Origin of the sequence: Candidatus Merdisoma sp. JLR.KK006, assembly GCF_036941035.1 — a bacterium.
Taxonomy (GTDB): domain Bacteria; phylum Bacillota; class Clostridia; order Lachnospirales; family Lachnospiraceae; genus Laedolimicola.
The window spans coordinates 166,944-180,258 of sequence record NZ_JAYMNS010000004.1 but is presented as its reverse complement, the minus strand read 5'-3'; the positions used below and the strand labels follow the sequence as shown (position 1 = coordinate 180,258).

Here is a 13,315-nt window from a genome sequence, read left to right as displayed (position 1 = left end):
CCTTCTGGCACTGTACAAGATGATGCTGTTTTCTATGTATATAATGTAGCATAAATGCACTCTCTGTCACACTCACATAAACATCCAATAAGTGTACAATTATGAACCTTTTTTGCGTATAACATAAGGCTGCCGCATTTAAGAAAACTCGCCGCATTAACATCCTATACGGTGCGGTTTCTGCTTAAGCGGCAGCCCCAAATCCTTTCTCTTATGCCAGAGCCTCTTCCAAGGCCTTGTACATAACATCCTTATCCGGTTTTTTGCCTGTCCACATCTCAATGTTCAAAGCTGCCTGATTGATTAGCATGCCAGCGCCCGTAGCACAGGGAATTCCTCTGCAGCGCAGCTCTTTGATCAGTGCGGTCTCCGTAGGATTCGGAATCACATCCTGCACGAACATATCGGAAGTGATAGAATCCAGATTGATGTTCGGCATAACCTCCACATCGGGGTACAGCCCAACTGACGTAGCATTTACCACAATATCCGTTCCTTCCGGAATGGAAAAAGGTCCGTCCCAGTCAATATAACGGCACTCCGTCTTTGTATTTTCCTGTAAAATCGCCATGAGAGCATCTCCCAGCGGCCGATCCTGTGCACGGTTTACAATTGTAATATCCGCCGCACCAGCCAGGCCCATCTCCACGCAGATTGCACGTGCCGCACCGCCTGCGCCGAACACAACCGCCTTTTTCCCCTTTACGTCCACACCATTGGATTCCAGAGACATCATAAAACCTTTTCCGTCCGTATTCTCCCCAAACAAATGTCCGTCATTGTTGACAATCATATTCACGGCGCCGATCAGCTTTGCGCTCTCGGAGATTTCATCCAGATAATCCATTACGGCAATCTTGTGGGGAATCGTACAGTTGATTCCACGCATCTTAAACGCCTTCAATCCCTTGATGGCATCCTCCAGCTTATCCTTATCAACATCCAGCGTCAGGAAATGCCAACGCTCCAGTCCCATAGCCTCAAATGCGGCGTCCTGAATCACTACGCCCGGATTTTCCGCTACCGGCTGTCCAAATACACCTACCAGGTGATCCAAATAATTCTGCTCTTTCATAAGACATATCCCTTTCTTTTATAAGTTCCGCATCATCTCTAACATCACCTTCTATATAGAGATGATTCTGTTTTCTTATACGCGTTCCCGTTTCAGCTTCCGGCCGAAACAGTCGCTTCCGATAATAATTACAATCAAGATGCCTTCACACAGTCTCTGATAGTAGCTGTCCACTCCAAGCTGGTTCATACAGTTGGTAAGAAGCTGAATAACGAACAGACCGATAAAGCTCTCTACCATACCGCCAACGCCGCCTGCGAAAGAGGTACCGCCGATAACAACTCCGCAGTTTACCAACATACCAGTGGTATCACCATATACGGAGGAACCGGTATTCATACGGGAAGACAACAGCACGCCGGCCAGAGTAGATACAACACCACTGATAACAAATGCTGCCCATTTGATTGGCACAACCTTGATACCGGAGTATTTTGCCACTTCATAGTTTCCGCCGATAGCATAACAGTTTCGTCCAAAACTGGTAAAGCGCATCACGCAGTAAAAAATGATAAACAGGATCAGCATATATACAACCAGAGACGGCACAGACCCAAAAAACTTCATATTGGAGATCTGCATAAACTCCTTACTCTTACAAGTCAAGGGGTGTGCGTCTGTCAGCTGCTGGCAGATCCCTTTTAACAGCATTCCCATACCCAGGGTAATGATGAAAGGCTCCGTCTTCTGGTGTACAACAAGGAAGCCATTGATAAAACCAACTACCGCACCGCTTAACAGGGCCGTAATGACCGCAACGGGGATAGAAGTTCCGTTATTTACCATCATAACGGCAATGATCCCGCCCAGGCACAGGGTTCCGCCGCAGGACAAGTCACAGCCGCCGCAGATAACCGCCACCGTGACGCCAAAGGCTACAATCTCAAGAATCGCCGTGGAACGAAGCATATCCAGCCAGTTGTATGCCGTATAAAATGTTGTGTTGAAGAAGAGCATCATCACCATCAAAGCCAGAATTGCAATGACTGCTTTTTGCTTCGAAATGACTTTCCATACTTTATTTACATTTGCTTTTGCATTCATTTTTCAGCCCTCCTTACAATTCTTTGCGGTTGTCCAGCCAGATAGCAACTACAAGCACAGCGCCGCGCATTACCGTCTGCATATAAGTGGACAGGTTCAGCATATTCATACAGTTTCCAAGGAGGGTAATCAGTACAACGCCGAGCATGGTACGGAGCACACTTCCTTTGCCGCCTTTCAGAGTGGTTCCGCCTACAACTACACACAGGATAGCATTTGTCTCATAACCGGTCCCGCTGGTAGCCGTTGCCGTAGTGACACGTGACAGCAGGGCAATAGAAGCCATTGCCGACATCATACCATTGATAGCGTATGCCAGGCGCATGGTACTCTTCATGTTGAAACCGGACAGATATGCCGCATCCTTATTGCCTCCCATCAGGGCAATCGCCCGCCCCCAGATGGTCTTCCTGTGGAAGAAATGCATCAAAATCAGCACAATAACAAACACAATCAATATAACAGGAATAATTCCAATATTAGAAGAGCCCAGAGTCGTAAAAAGAGAAATCGATCGGCTGCTTCTGGAAATACGCAAGGTCTCAGAGCCTGTATAAATAAGAGCAAGAGCCGTATAAATGGAGCTCATACCATATGTAATAAACAGCACCTCGGCCTGAGTCATGGCGCCGCAGGTCGTTAACACCAGACCGTTAAGCCATCCCAGGAAAGCTCCCAGCAGAATCCCCGCAAGCAAAGCTCCTGCCTGTCCAAGGGGATCCACCAGGCCAATAGTAATTACACCCACCAGGCTGATAATGCCCACAATAGACAGGTCAATAAATCCTCCGATAATAACAAATGTCATACCGAGCGCCGCAAAAGGCAGAGGGCCAAGCTGTCTCAATACGTTATTTAAGTTTGATGCCCCAAGGAACTTCGGCTCTGCAATAGCCGTGACAATAATCAAAACCACAATGCCGCAGAGAACCAGATTCTGTTTTAAAAACTCCAAAAAAGAATTTGTTTTTGTCTTTGTCATTTTCTTACCTCCGTTCTCACCCGATGGCTTTGTCCATAATCTCTTCTGCCGTCGCTTCCTCCGGATTAAATTCTCCGGTGATGCGTCCGTCACAGATAGCCAGAACACGGTTACTCATATTCAAAACCTCAGGAAGCTCAGAGGAAATCATGATAATGGCTCCGCCTTCCTCAACAATCTTATTCATTAACAGATAGATCTCAAACTTTGCGCCTACGTCAATACCTCTTGTAGGCTCATCCAGAATCAGGATCTTTGGATTGCGTTCCATCCACCGTCCCACAATACATTTCTGCTGATTACCGCCGGACAATGTCACTACCTTCGTCTCTGGGGTAGGAGTCTTGATGGCCAGTGCTTCAATCTGACGCTTTCCAATGTCCGCTTCCTTTGAGGAATCCACAATACCCATATGGGTCAGATCCTCTAAGGAGGCAATCGTAATATTGCTCTCCACGGAGAAAGGAAGAATCAGTCCCTCACGCTTCCGGTCCTCCGGAACGAGGGCCATGCCTGCCTGCTTCGCCTGCTTGGGCGTAGGAATCTTTATTTCTTTTCCCTCTAAGAAAACCTGATGACCCTTTACCTTATCCGCACCGTACAGCGCACGAATAATCTCTGTACGACCGGCGCCTACCAGACCAACCAGGCCCAGGATCTCACCTTTATGTAAAGTAAAGTTAATATTATGCAGCTTACGGGTATTCAGATTCCGCACCTCCAGAAGCGGCTCTCCCACACAGTGGGCACGGGGCGGATACTCGTTCTCAATGGTCCGTCCTACCATCTTGGCAATCATATCGCTTCTGGTCAGCTCTTCCACTGGTTTGGTATCAATGACGCAGCCATCACGCATGATTGTGACAATATTGCAATACTCAAAAATCTCATCCAGCTTATGGCTGATATAGATAACAGATACGCCCTTATCTCTCAGCTGATTGATAATAATTCCCAGCTTTTTCAATTCCTCCGATGTGAGGGAGCTGCTGGGTTCATCCATGATTATTAATTTGGAATCAAAAGACAATGCTTTTGCAATCTCCACCATCTGCATCTCAGATGCGCTCAAATCTCCCACCAGCGTGGTGGTGCTGATGCTGCTTCCAATGCTGTCCAGCAGCTCACGGGCCTTTTTATGGGTACCCTTCATGCCTTTTGTCTCGGAAAAACGTCCAAGGAAAATATTTTCTCCTACGGTCATAGTATTTACCAGGTTAAATTCCTGATAAATAATACTTAAGCCCCTGCGCAGAGCCTGTATGGGCGTTGTATGTTCAATGGTTTCCCCATTAAATACAACTGTTCCTTCATCCTTTTCATAAACACCGGATAAAATCTTCATGAGTGTAGACTTACCTGCTCCATTCTCCCCCACAATACCATACACAACGCCGCGGGGAATGGAAACAGATACATGATCCAGGGCTTTTACTCCAGGGAAGTATTTACAGATATCTTTTACTTCAAGAATATAATCGGTTGTCTTCTCCAACTTCACTGCCTCCCTTGCCTTATTTTGAAAGTAGCTGGTTCCGGTCTTGTACCGGAACCAGCTATCTACATAGTCAGCTCTTTTTTTACAAAGCTTGTATCTTACCACTCCGGATACGGATAATCATCAATGGTATCTGCTGTGATGATCTGCGGTTCAGTCCAAACAACATCATTTTCCAGTGTCTCACCATTCATAATCTTGGTAATGCAGTCAAATGCATCGATGGTCATCTGAGTGAAGCTCTGTCCGATACACAGAGACTGTGTTCCCTCTTTTACCTGATCAAAACCGATAGCACATCCATCCACGCCGATGGTATAAACATTTGCGATATCAAGATCGCTGGAAGCCTTCATAGCCTCGATACATCCGGTCAAACCTACATCCCAATGGCAGTATACGGCCTGAATATCCGAACCATATTTGGTGATAAAGTCCTCCATGATTGCCATGGCGTCTTCACTTGCCCACTCCTGGCAGTCCTGAGCATCCAATACCTTAACGGAATCATCAATGGTATTGAAGAATCCGTCATGACGGTTAATCTGTGCGGCATGGCCTGACTGTCCGCCAACCTCTACAACATTACATCCATCCGGGAAAGCTTCCATCAATGTCTGAGCAGCAATCTCTCCGAACAAAACATCGTTGGTACCGCACATGAAATCACGATACTCTGTGGTAGCATATCCTTCCGGCAACTCAGAAGAATACAGGCCAATGATAATTCCGGCCTCTTTCGCTTCCTGAATAGCAGGAATCAGAGCGCTTGGGTCAGTAGGATTCATACAGATGGCCGTATAGCCCTGAGCGATACAGGTTCCGATAGCGGACACACCATTCTGTGCATCATAATCCTCATCAAACAGTGTTACCTCAAATCCATACTCATCAGCAAACTTCTGGAACTGGCTCCATGCATATGCCTGAGACGCATTGGATAAGGACTGTGTAATAAACGCAACCTTTGCCTTGCCCTCGGATGATGCCGGAGCATCCGTTCCTGCGTCATCGCCTGCAGGCTCTGCCTCTCCCTCTGTCTGTGCCGGCTCACTTGTTGCTGGCTCCTGTGTTTTGCCGCCGCATGCCGTCATGCCGAATACCATGGCGATTGTCAGCAGCAATGCAATTCCCTTCTTCATTTTTTGTCCTCCTTCTTTTTCCGTTTTTATTAATCAACAGGGGTTCCCTGCTAATCACTATTGTGATATTGCATAAACTGTAGTCTTATGTTTCTTCTTTTTTATTTATTATAAATAATATTTTTTCCAACAATAACCCATAATGTTGTACAAAAGGTACACGATTCTGAACAAAAAGGTTAAAAAAAATACACTCAGCAGTTTTTTTGTTAACATTTTTATACAAATGTGTTGCAAAAACCTTCTGAGTGCATTCTTTATTTATATTTTTTAATTCTTCCAGGGTGCCAGAACCGTAACGCAGTTAACCTCCTTTTCGGTATGAACCAGAGTCAGTTCTCCGGTATCCTGATCAATTTCAAAAACGCAGATAGTATCCGTGTCCTGGTGGCCTGCCAAAAGATATCTTCCGCCGGGCGAAAGAATAAAGTCTCTGGGTATTTCTCCTCCGCTGTCCTTTCGCTGAATCAGTGTCAGCTTTCCGTCTTTGTCTATGTGAAATACCGCCAGATGGTTGCTTCCCCGCACGGACACATAAAGCCATTTTCCATTTGGATGCAGGCGGATGGCGGCTCCCAGACTTGGAATATCATAATCCTCCGGCATGGCAGATATGGTCTGTATCAGCTCCGCCTTACCCGTCTCCTTCTCGTATCTGTAAGTATTGACCTGACAAGCAATCTCCGTCATTACATAGAGATAATTTCCGTCTTTATCAAAAACTCCGTGGCGAATTCCCTGTCCCGGAATTCCCTGTATATCCAACTCTTCTTTCGGAAGCAGCCATCCCCTGTTCCAATCTCCCTGATATCCCGCAAGACGGTCCAGACCCAGATCCGCCACATAAACAGATTGCCCGTCCGGAGAAAGAAGCATCTGATGGGGATGGGGACCCTCCTGGCGCTCTGCATTGACTCCCTTTCCCTGATGGCGCAGAACACAGCTGGCATGTCCCAGGCTGTGATCCGGAAGAATGGGAAGCAGACAGAAGCTTCCGCCCGAATAATTGGCCGCCATCAGATACTTTCCGTCCGGAGAGAAAGCCAGATAGCAGGCATCCGCCCCACAGGTAAACTGTCTGTTCAGCAGCCGCAATTCTCCTGTCTTTGTCCCAATCTCATAGGCCGAAACGGTCGAACCGTCAATTCCCTCATATTCCTTCAGCTCATTCACGCAGTACAGATAAGGAGCCTTCGGATCCACCAGTATATAGGATGGATTCGGCACCGATAAAGTCTCCGCCATGCGCACAAGCTCCCCTGTCTCCTCATCAAAGCCGTAGCAGGTAATCCCTTTGCATCTGCCCGGTACAATCTCACCGGATCCCATTTTTGTCGGCTCCGTATAGCCTCCTGTAAAAAAACAAAACTTCTTCAATTTTAAACGCTCCTTTCCAAGAAAAGTGATTTTTTTATGGTTCCAAATTGTTACTTTTCAGACCCAGCCAATCACTCCGCTGATTGGCTGGGAGCCAGCACAGTTATGGGGCCAGATTTAAAATGCATAGTACAACATATTTTCCGATTTGACAAATGCTTCTCTTATGGATACAATAATCAAAAGCAAGGAGGATTACATATGGGTACCTTTTACTGGGAAGAACAATGGACAGATATCTTAGCCGAACAGGAACAGCTTCTTCGCTATCCCGAATTTACCAGAAAAACAGCGCTGGACCTGGGAATGGAAATTCTGCGGCTGGCACGGGAAGCTTATCACAAATCCGCCGCTATCCGTATTGTGGAGGACGGAACTACTATCTTTGCCTATAAAATGGAAGGCACTTCCTCCGAAAATGACTGGTGGATGGACAAAAAATTATCCGTCTCACGAATGACCGGCATGAGCTCTCTGCGCTCCTACGTGGAAGCGGAATCCGGCCGCCTTTGTCCGGAATGGGAAAAGAGACCAAATAACTTTGCCGCCTGCGGAGGATGCTTCCCTATTTTCCATGCAGACAACAAGACGCCCTGGATCCATGTGCTGGTATCCGGCATGAAGCATTATGAAGACCACCAAATTATCGCTGATGCCATGGCCATACAGTTAAACAAAACCATCCGGCGCATCCTGTAACAAGGACCGTCAGGCAGAGACTCCCTCTTCCTGACAGTCCTTTTTCATACAAATTTACTGTGCCTGAATCCTGAACTTGCGGCGGAAAATGGCAGGCGACTCACCTACGTTCTCCTTAAATACCCTGTGAAAGTACTTGGGAGAGTCAAACCCTACCTGATAGGCAATCTCATTCACATCCAAGCCGGAGGCCATTAAAAACTGTTTGGATCGCTCAATTCGGAACTGATTAATATACGAGACAACGGAAAGCCCCGTCCTCTGCTTAAACTTACGGGACAGGTAGGATTTGCTGATATGCTCCAGCTCCGCCAGCTCATCTAATGTAATTTTCTCCGCATAGTGCTTCTTAATGTATTCCAGCACACAATCCAGCATCTGGGTTCCAACCATAGCTTCCTCATTCTGCCGCATAACGCTGAGAAGCAGCACCTTTAAGGCATATTCCAGCAGAAGTTCATCCTGATTTTCTCTCTTTCCCTCCCGGTATACCATCTGAAAGGCATTGTACAGGATGCTGTCCCTCTCATGCAGGCGGATAGGCTCCTCAATAATAAGATCGGGTATGTCAATCCAAAAACAGATAATCTCCCTGCGCCGTTCCGGAATCCTTTTATCCTGATGTTCATGATGGGCCGGATAAACCACCGTGTCATACAGAGAAAAGGAGACATTTACTCCGGACACATCTACGTCCCCTTTTCCCTCCACATAATAAATCAGCTCATGGTAAGGATGAGAATGGCGGGTAAAGTTCCAGATACTGCTGTCCTCATCAAACCATTCACAAAATCTAAGCTTCGGCTTGCTGTCACGAATCACCTCATAAGCTTCTTTTAAATCCATCTCCCCACGTCCAATCCGTCTCCGGTAAATTGAATACTATCCTTCTCTCTCAGTCCTTATACCGCAGTTCTTTTCTACATTATTGCACACCCTGCCAAAAACCGCAACCGAATTGTACTTACAAAAATACAACGGAAACCCCGAAATCCCTTTTGGGGATCCCGGGGCTTTAAAAGAAGACAAAAAATTCGCAAGCGATTTGCATCGCTGCTGACTTGTAAGCTAGAAAATTTTTTTCTTGTATTCTGTCAAATTCTTTTTTATAATAGCATTATACAATCATATATCTGAAAAAGATAGGAAATTGCATCCAAAATTCTAGTACAAAACCACCAAGAGGAGGTTTTTATGGCATTACTCCCCTGCGATATCCCGGTGGACAAGCATGGACGTGAGCTGAAATCTCACGACACCGCATTTCCCATTGGCTGTTATCTTGATAATCTGACAGTAGATGCCGTTCCCTGGCATTGGCACAATGAGCTGGAAGCCGTAATAATTGCTGAAGGAAGCTGTACGTTTTTTGTTGATTCCGAAAAATATATTTTAAAAAAGGGAGACGGTATTTTTGTCAATTCCAATTTTTTGCATACCGTTTTGGATAACGACTGTATTAACTGCCAGCTCCATTCCATTACTTTTCATCCCAGACTGGTAGGCGGCAGTCTCGACAGTGTCTTCTGGCAGAAATATCTGCAGCCCCTGCTGACGGATCCTTCTTTTCGCTGCATTTTCCTAAGCCAGAGGATAGCTTGGCAAAAAGAAGCTCTGGAAGTAATAGAAGCCGCATGGCAAAGTGTCGTTTTCGAACCCTCCGGATACGAATTTCGGGTACGCAGCTTTCTCTCCCACCTGATATGGCTGAGCGTCAGCCACCGTCCCGTTGTTCAGTCCGTTCCCTCCGAAAAGTCCCTGCGGGACGGAGAGCGGATCAAGATCATGCTTCAATATATCCACGATCATTATGCAGAGGAAATCAACACCTGCCAAATCGCCGGAAGCGCAATGATCAGCGCAAGTGAATGTCTCCGATGCTTTCGCAGCACCATCGGCATAACTCCTATCAAATATGTGAAGCAATACCGTATTCAGCAGGCTGCCAAGCTGCTTGCCACCACCACGCAAAAAATCATCAGCATCGGAACACTTTGCGGATTTCAGGAAATGAGCTATTTTGCCAGATCCTTTAAGGCGCAGATGGGCTGCCTTCCTACGGAATACCGCAAAAGAATGTCCTCAAAATCATAAAAGGATTTTGAGGACATTTTTCATATGGAAAATCTTAAAATTCAAATACGGCAACTCCATAGGGCGGCAAATGATACCCAATAGAGTAAGGCTGTCCGTCACACTCGCTCTTTTCCGCCTTATAGATTAAGGGCTTCTCTCTGCCACTTCCGCCAAACTCCGCTGCATCGCTGTCCAGTATCAGCTTATACTGCTTCTTTCTTGGCACTCCAACCCGGTAATCCTCACGCTCCATGGGAGTAAAATTGCAGACAAAGAGCAGGTTTCTCTTGCCGTTCTTTCCAAAACGCATGAAAGAGAAAATGCTGCGGCAGCAGTCATTGGCATTGATCCACTGAAAGCCTTCCGGAACCGTATCCTGTTCATAGAGGGCCGGCGTCTTCCTGTAGAGCTGCAGCAATGCCTTCACATAGTTCTGAAGCTGCTGATGCTTTTCCTCACCAAGCAGATACCAATCCAGCTCCCTTGCCTCACTCCACTCCTGAAACTGGGCAAAATCCTGTCCCATAAAGAGCAGCTTCTTTCCCGGATGGCCCATCATAAAGGAATAGCCCACTTTCAGATTGGCAAATTTATCGTCATACAAGCCGGGCATCTTATTGATCATGGAGCACTTCAGATGCACCACTTCATCATGAGACAGCACCAGAATATAATTTTCACTGTAAGCATAGGTCATAGCAAAGGTCATCAGGTTATGAGCTCCTTTGCGGAAATAAGGATCCAGCTTCATATACTCCAGGAAGTCATTCATCCAGCCCATATTCCATTTAAAGGAGAAGCCCAGGCCGTCATTCTCCGCTATATCTGTCACCTTCGGCCATGCGGTGGATTCCTCCGCAATCATCATGGCTCCCGGGTTCCTTCCCAGCAGGCAGGAGTTCAGGTGCTTGAAGAACTCAATAGCTTCCAGATTCTTATTGCCGCCATACTTATTGGCTACCCACTGTCCGTCCTGCTTTCCGTAGTCCAGATAGAGCATGGAGGCAACTGCGTCTACCCGAAGTCCGTCCACATGATACTGCTCAACCCAGAAAAGAGCATTGGCAATGAGGAAGTTCTTTACCTCATTCATCTCATAGTTGAAAATCTTAGTTCCCCAGTCCGGATGCTCACCTTTCCTGGGATCCGGATATTCATACAGGGGCTGTCCGTCAAAATCCGCCAGTCCATGGGCATCTCTGGGAAAATGAGCCGGTACCCAGTCCAGGATTACGCCAATCTTATTTTTATGAAGGTAATTAATCAAATACATAAAGTCCTGAGGGCTTCCGTATCTGGAGGTAGGTGCATAATAGCCCGTTACCTGATACCCCCAGGAACCGTCAAAGGGATGTTCCGCAATCCCCATCAGCTCCACATGAGTATACCCCATCTCCTTCACATAGTCTGTCAGACTGTGGGCCAGCTCCCGGTAGCTGTAAAATCCGTCCTCATCCGGTCCATGAGGATGCTTTTTCCAGGAACCAGGATGTACCTCATAGATAGACATAGGAGATTCCTTTGGATTCCTCTCCTTCCGCTTCTCCATCCAGACACTGTCGCCCCATCGAAAACCGCTGATATCCGCAACCTTAGAGGCCGTTCCCGGGCGCTGCTCCGCTTCAAATGCATAGGGGTCAGCCTTGTAGAGCAGTCTGTGATCCGGTGTCTCAATCAGATATTTATAAAGACTTCCCATCTCCACATCCGGAACAAACAGTTCATAGATCCCAAGGGGCTCCAGGCGTTTCATCTCATGGCTTTCCTGGTTCCATCCGTTAAACTCCCCAATGACATGCACGCAATGGGCATGGGGCGCCCAGACAGCAAAATGTACGCCTTTCTTTCCCTTATGCTTTGCAGGGTGGGCACCCAGCTTCCAAAAAATATCGTAGTGATTCCCCTGGCCAAACAGATATTGATCCATATCTGTCACAAAGCAGGACGGAACCGCCGGCTGCCGTTTCCCTTTCGGCTGTACTTTCCTTTTCTGTTTCTTCGTTTCTCCCATAATACTCACTCCTGTATGATTTTAAATACCGCACTTCCGCCTGCGGGTATTTCCAAGTGAATTTTTCCGTTCTCAATCGGAAAAGCCTTGTCTGTGAGAACCTCAAGGGCCTTGCTTCCGGCCACCGGACAGGGAATATCCATCCGAACCGGATTCTCATCGTTATTCACCGCTGTCACTACCGCATCCTCGCCTAAGATCCGTCCAAACGCATACTGGCGGTTGGTAAGAGACAGCTCCCGGTACTCGCCGTCTACCAATGCCGGCGCTTCCCTGCGAAGCTTTGCCAGCTTTATAAGGAGCTCCCTAAGCTCCGGATGGGGCGGTTCCTTTTCCATTTTCTCCAGGTCGAGACAGGGCCGCAGAAAATCGTCATTAGGTCCTTCCTTTTTCCCTTCCACGCCCCATTCACCGCCATAATAGATAGACGGAATGCCGGGAAGCGTATAGAGAAGCGTATATACCGGCACCAGATGCTCCTTGTTGTTCAGCTTATTCACCAATCGATCCACATCATGGTTTTCCACAAAGGAATACAATCTGCGTCCCCGATAGATTCCTCCGTTTGCATCAAACTGTCTTCGAATAGTGTGAGCAATCTCAAAATAATTATGATCATTATGTCCGGAATAAAGACCCTTATGAAGCTCATAGTTGGTAACGGAGTGAAGCATATCCTCTCCCGTCCAACGGGCATAGTCTCCGTGAATCACCTCGCCCATAAGCCAGAAGTCTTCTTTTTTTGCCTCTGCCGTCTTGCGCAGATCCCGCATAAAATTGAATTCCAGACAGTCCGCACAGTCCAAACGAATGCCGTCAATGTCAAAGGTATCTATCCAGAAACGCACCACGTCAAAGAGATACTGACGCACTCCCTCATCATAAAGATTCAGATTGGCCAGTTCAAAACAGTTTCTCCATGCTTTGTAATAGAATCCATCATTGTAATGGGTATTCCCCTCAAAGCTTACATCCTGATACCACCAGCGATACTGAGACTGCTCCCGCTTTTCTTTCAAATCCAGGAAGGCAAAGAACTCGCGGCCCGTATGGTTAAACACGCCGTCCACTACCACCCGGATTCCGTTCTCATGACAGAGATCTACGAAATGTCGAAAGTCATCATTATCTCCAAGCCGACGGTCTACCAGTTTGTAATCCCTGGTATCATAGCCATGACTGGTGGATTCAAACAGAGGACCGATATAGACAGCGGTAACTCCATATTCTTTCATATGTGCCACCCACGGGTCCAGGCTTCTAAGACGGTGAACCACCTCTTCTTCCGTATTATATTTGGATGCTCCCGTCAGCCCCAAAGGATATATATGATAAAAAACTGCTTCCTCGTACCATTTCGCCATGATGTCGTCCTCCTATTTCCAAACTAATTCCATACTCCCTGCCGGAA

Annotated in this window: 11 protein-coding genes; 2 read left to right on the top strand and 9 right to left on the bottom strand. The window is 46.9% G+C overall.

The annotated features are described in order from the left end of the window. Positions 1 to 211: 211 nt before the first annotated feature. The 6 genes from aroE to VSQ61_RS05240 form a co-directional block, all read right to left on the bottom strand. Positions 212 to 1,075: a shikimate dehydrogenase gene (gene aroE / locus VSQ61_RS05265; RefSeq protein ID WP_334343399.1), complete on the bottom strand. Its 864-nt coding sequence runs from the start codon at positions 1,073 to 1,075 to the stop codon at positions 212 to 214. A gap of 75 nt (positions 1,076 to 1,150) precedes the next feature. After that, the gene (locus VSQ61_RS05260) at positions 1,151 to 2,119 is read right to left on the bottom strand and encodes an ABC transporter permease (protein WP_334343398.1); all 969 of its coding nucleotides are present in this window, start codon (positions 2,117 to 2,119) and stop codon (positions 1,151 to 1,153) included. Positions 2,120 to 2,132: 13 nt separating this feature from the next. Beyond that, entirely contained in the window at positions 2,133 to 3,101 is a 969-nt protein-coding gene (locus tag VSQ61_RS05255; protein WP_334343397.1) for an ABC transporter permease, read from the bottom strand. A 16-nt stretch (positions 3,102 to 3,117) separates the two neighbouring features. Further along, on the bottom strand, positions 3,118 to 4,596 hold the full coding sequence (locus VSQ61_RS05250) for a sugar ABC transporter ATP-binding protein (RefSeq protein WP_334343396.1): 1,479 nt from the start codon (positions 4,594 to 4,596) through the stop codon (positions 3,118 to 3,120). Between the two features lie 101 nt (positions 4,597 to 4,697). Then, positions 4,698 to 5,741 (bottom strand): sugar ABC transporter substrate-binding protein, encoded by a 1,044-nt coding sequence (locus VSQ61_RS05245; protein WP_334343395.1) that lies wholly within the window; start codon positions 5,739 to 5,741, stop codon positions 4,698 to 4,700. Positions 5,742 to 6,011: 270 nt separating this feature from the next. Next, entirely contained in the window at positions 6,012 to 7,118 is a 1,107-nt protein-coding gene (locus VSQ61_RS05240; RefSeq protein WP_334343394.1) for a lactonase family protein, read from the bottom strand. 201 nt (positions 7,119 to 7,319) lie between these two features. On the opposite strand from VSQ61_RS05240, the gene VSQ61_RS05235 reads away from it, so the two are divergent. After that, complete coding sequence (locus VSQ61_RS05235; RefSeq protein WP_334343393.1) at positions 7,320 to 7,817, top strand: heme-binding protein; 498 nt, start codon at positions 7,320 to 7,322, stop codon at positions 7,815 to 7,817. 54 nt (positions 7,818 to 7,871) lie between these two features. Here VSQ61_RS05235 and VSQ61_RS05230 read toward each other — a convergent pair whose 3' ends face one another. Further along, on the bottom strand, positions 7,872 to 8,663 hold the full coding sequence (locus tag VSQ61_RS05230; RefSeq protein WP_334343392.1) for a helix-turn-helix domain-containing protein: 792 nt from the start codon (positions 8,661 to 8,663) through the stop codon (positions 7,872 to 7,874). A 348-nt stretch (positions 8,664 to 9,011) separates the two neighbouring features. On the opposite strand from VSQ61_RS05230, the gene VSQ61_RS05225 reads away from it, so the two are divergent. Then, positions 9,012 to 9,911 (top strand): AraC family transcriptional regulator, encoded by a 900-nt coding sequence (locus VSQ61_RS05225; RefSeq protein ID WP_334343391.1) that lies wholly within the window; start codon positions 9,012 to 9,014, stop codon positions 9,909 to 9,911. Positions 9,912 to 9,945: 34 nt separating this feature from the next. Here the strand turns inward: VSQ61_RS05225 and glgB are convergent, their stop codons facing one another. Further along, positions 9,946 to 11,904 carry a 1,4-alpha-glucan branching protein GlgB gene (gene glgB / locus VSQ61_RS05220; protein ID WP_334343390.1) on the bottom strand — a complete coding sequence of 653 codons (1,959 nt, stop codon included), beginning with the start codon at positions 11,902 to 11,904 and terminating at the stop codon, positions 9,946 to 9,948. A 5-nt stretch (positions 11,905 to 11,909) separates the two neighbouring features. Next, on the bottom strand, positions 11,910 to 13,268 hold the full coding sequence (locus VSQ61_RS05215; RefSeq protein ID WP_334343389.1) for an alpha-amylase family glycosyl hydrolase: 1,359 nt from the start codon (positions 13,266 to 13,268) through the stop codon (positions 11,910 to 11,912). Positions 13,269 to 13,315 lie beyond the last annotated feature (47 nt).

Coding starts and splice junctions, on each gene's coding strand:
- VSQ61_RS05225 (WP_334343391.1), top strand. CDS start 9,012: ATGGCATTACTCCCCTGCGATATCCCGGTGGACAAGCATGGACGTGAG.
- aroE (WP_334343399.1), bottom strand. CDS start 1,075: ATGAAAGAGCAGAATTATTTGGATCACCTGGTAGGTGTATTTGGACAG.
- glgB (WP_334343390.1), bottom strand. CDS start 11,904: ATGGGAGAAACGAAGAAACAGAAAAGGAAAGTACAGCCGAAAGGGAAA.
- VSQ61_RS05230 (WP_334343392.1), bottom strand. CDS start 8,663: ATGGATTTAAAAGAAGCTTATGAGGTGATTCGTGACAGCAAGCCGAAG.
- VSQ61_RS05245 (WP_334343395.1), bottom strand. CDS start 5,741: ATGAAGAAGGGAATTGCATTGCTGCTGACAATCGCCATGGTATTCGGC.
- VSQ61_RS05215 (WP_334343389.1), bottom strand. CDS start 13,268: ATGGCGAAATGGTACGAGGAAGCAGTTTTTTATCATATATATCCTTTG.
- VSQ61_RS05235 (WP_334343393.1), top strand. CDS start 7,320: ATGGGTACCTTTTACTGGGAAGAACAATGGACAGATATCTTAGCCGAA.
- VSQ61_RS05260 (WP_334343398.1), bottom strand. CDS start 2,119: ATGAATGCAAAAGCAAATGTAAATAAAGTATGGAAAGTCATTTCGAAG.
- VSQ61_RS05255 (WP_334343397.1), bottom strand. CDS start 3,101: ATGACAAAGACAAAAACAAATTCTTTTTTGGAGTTTTTAAAACAGAAT.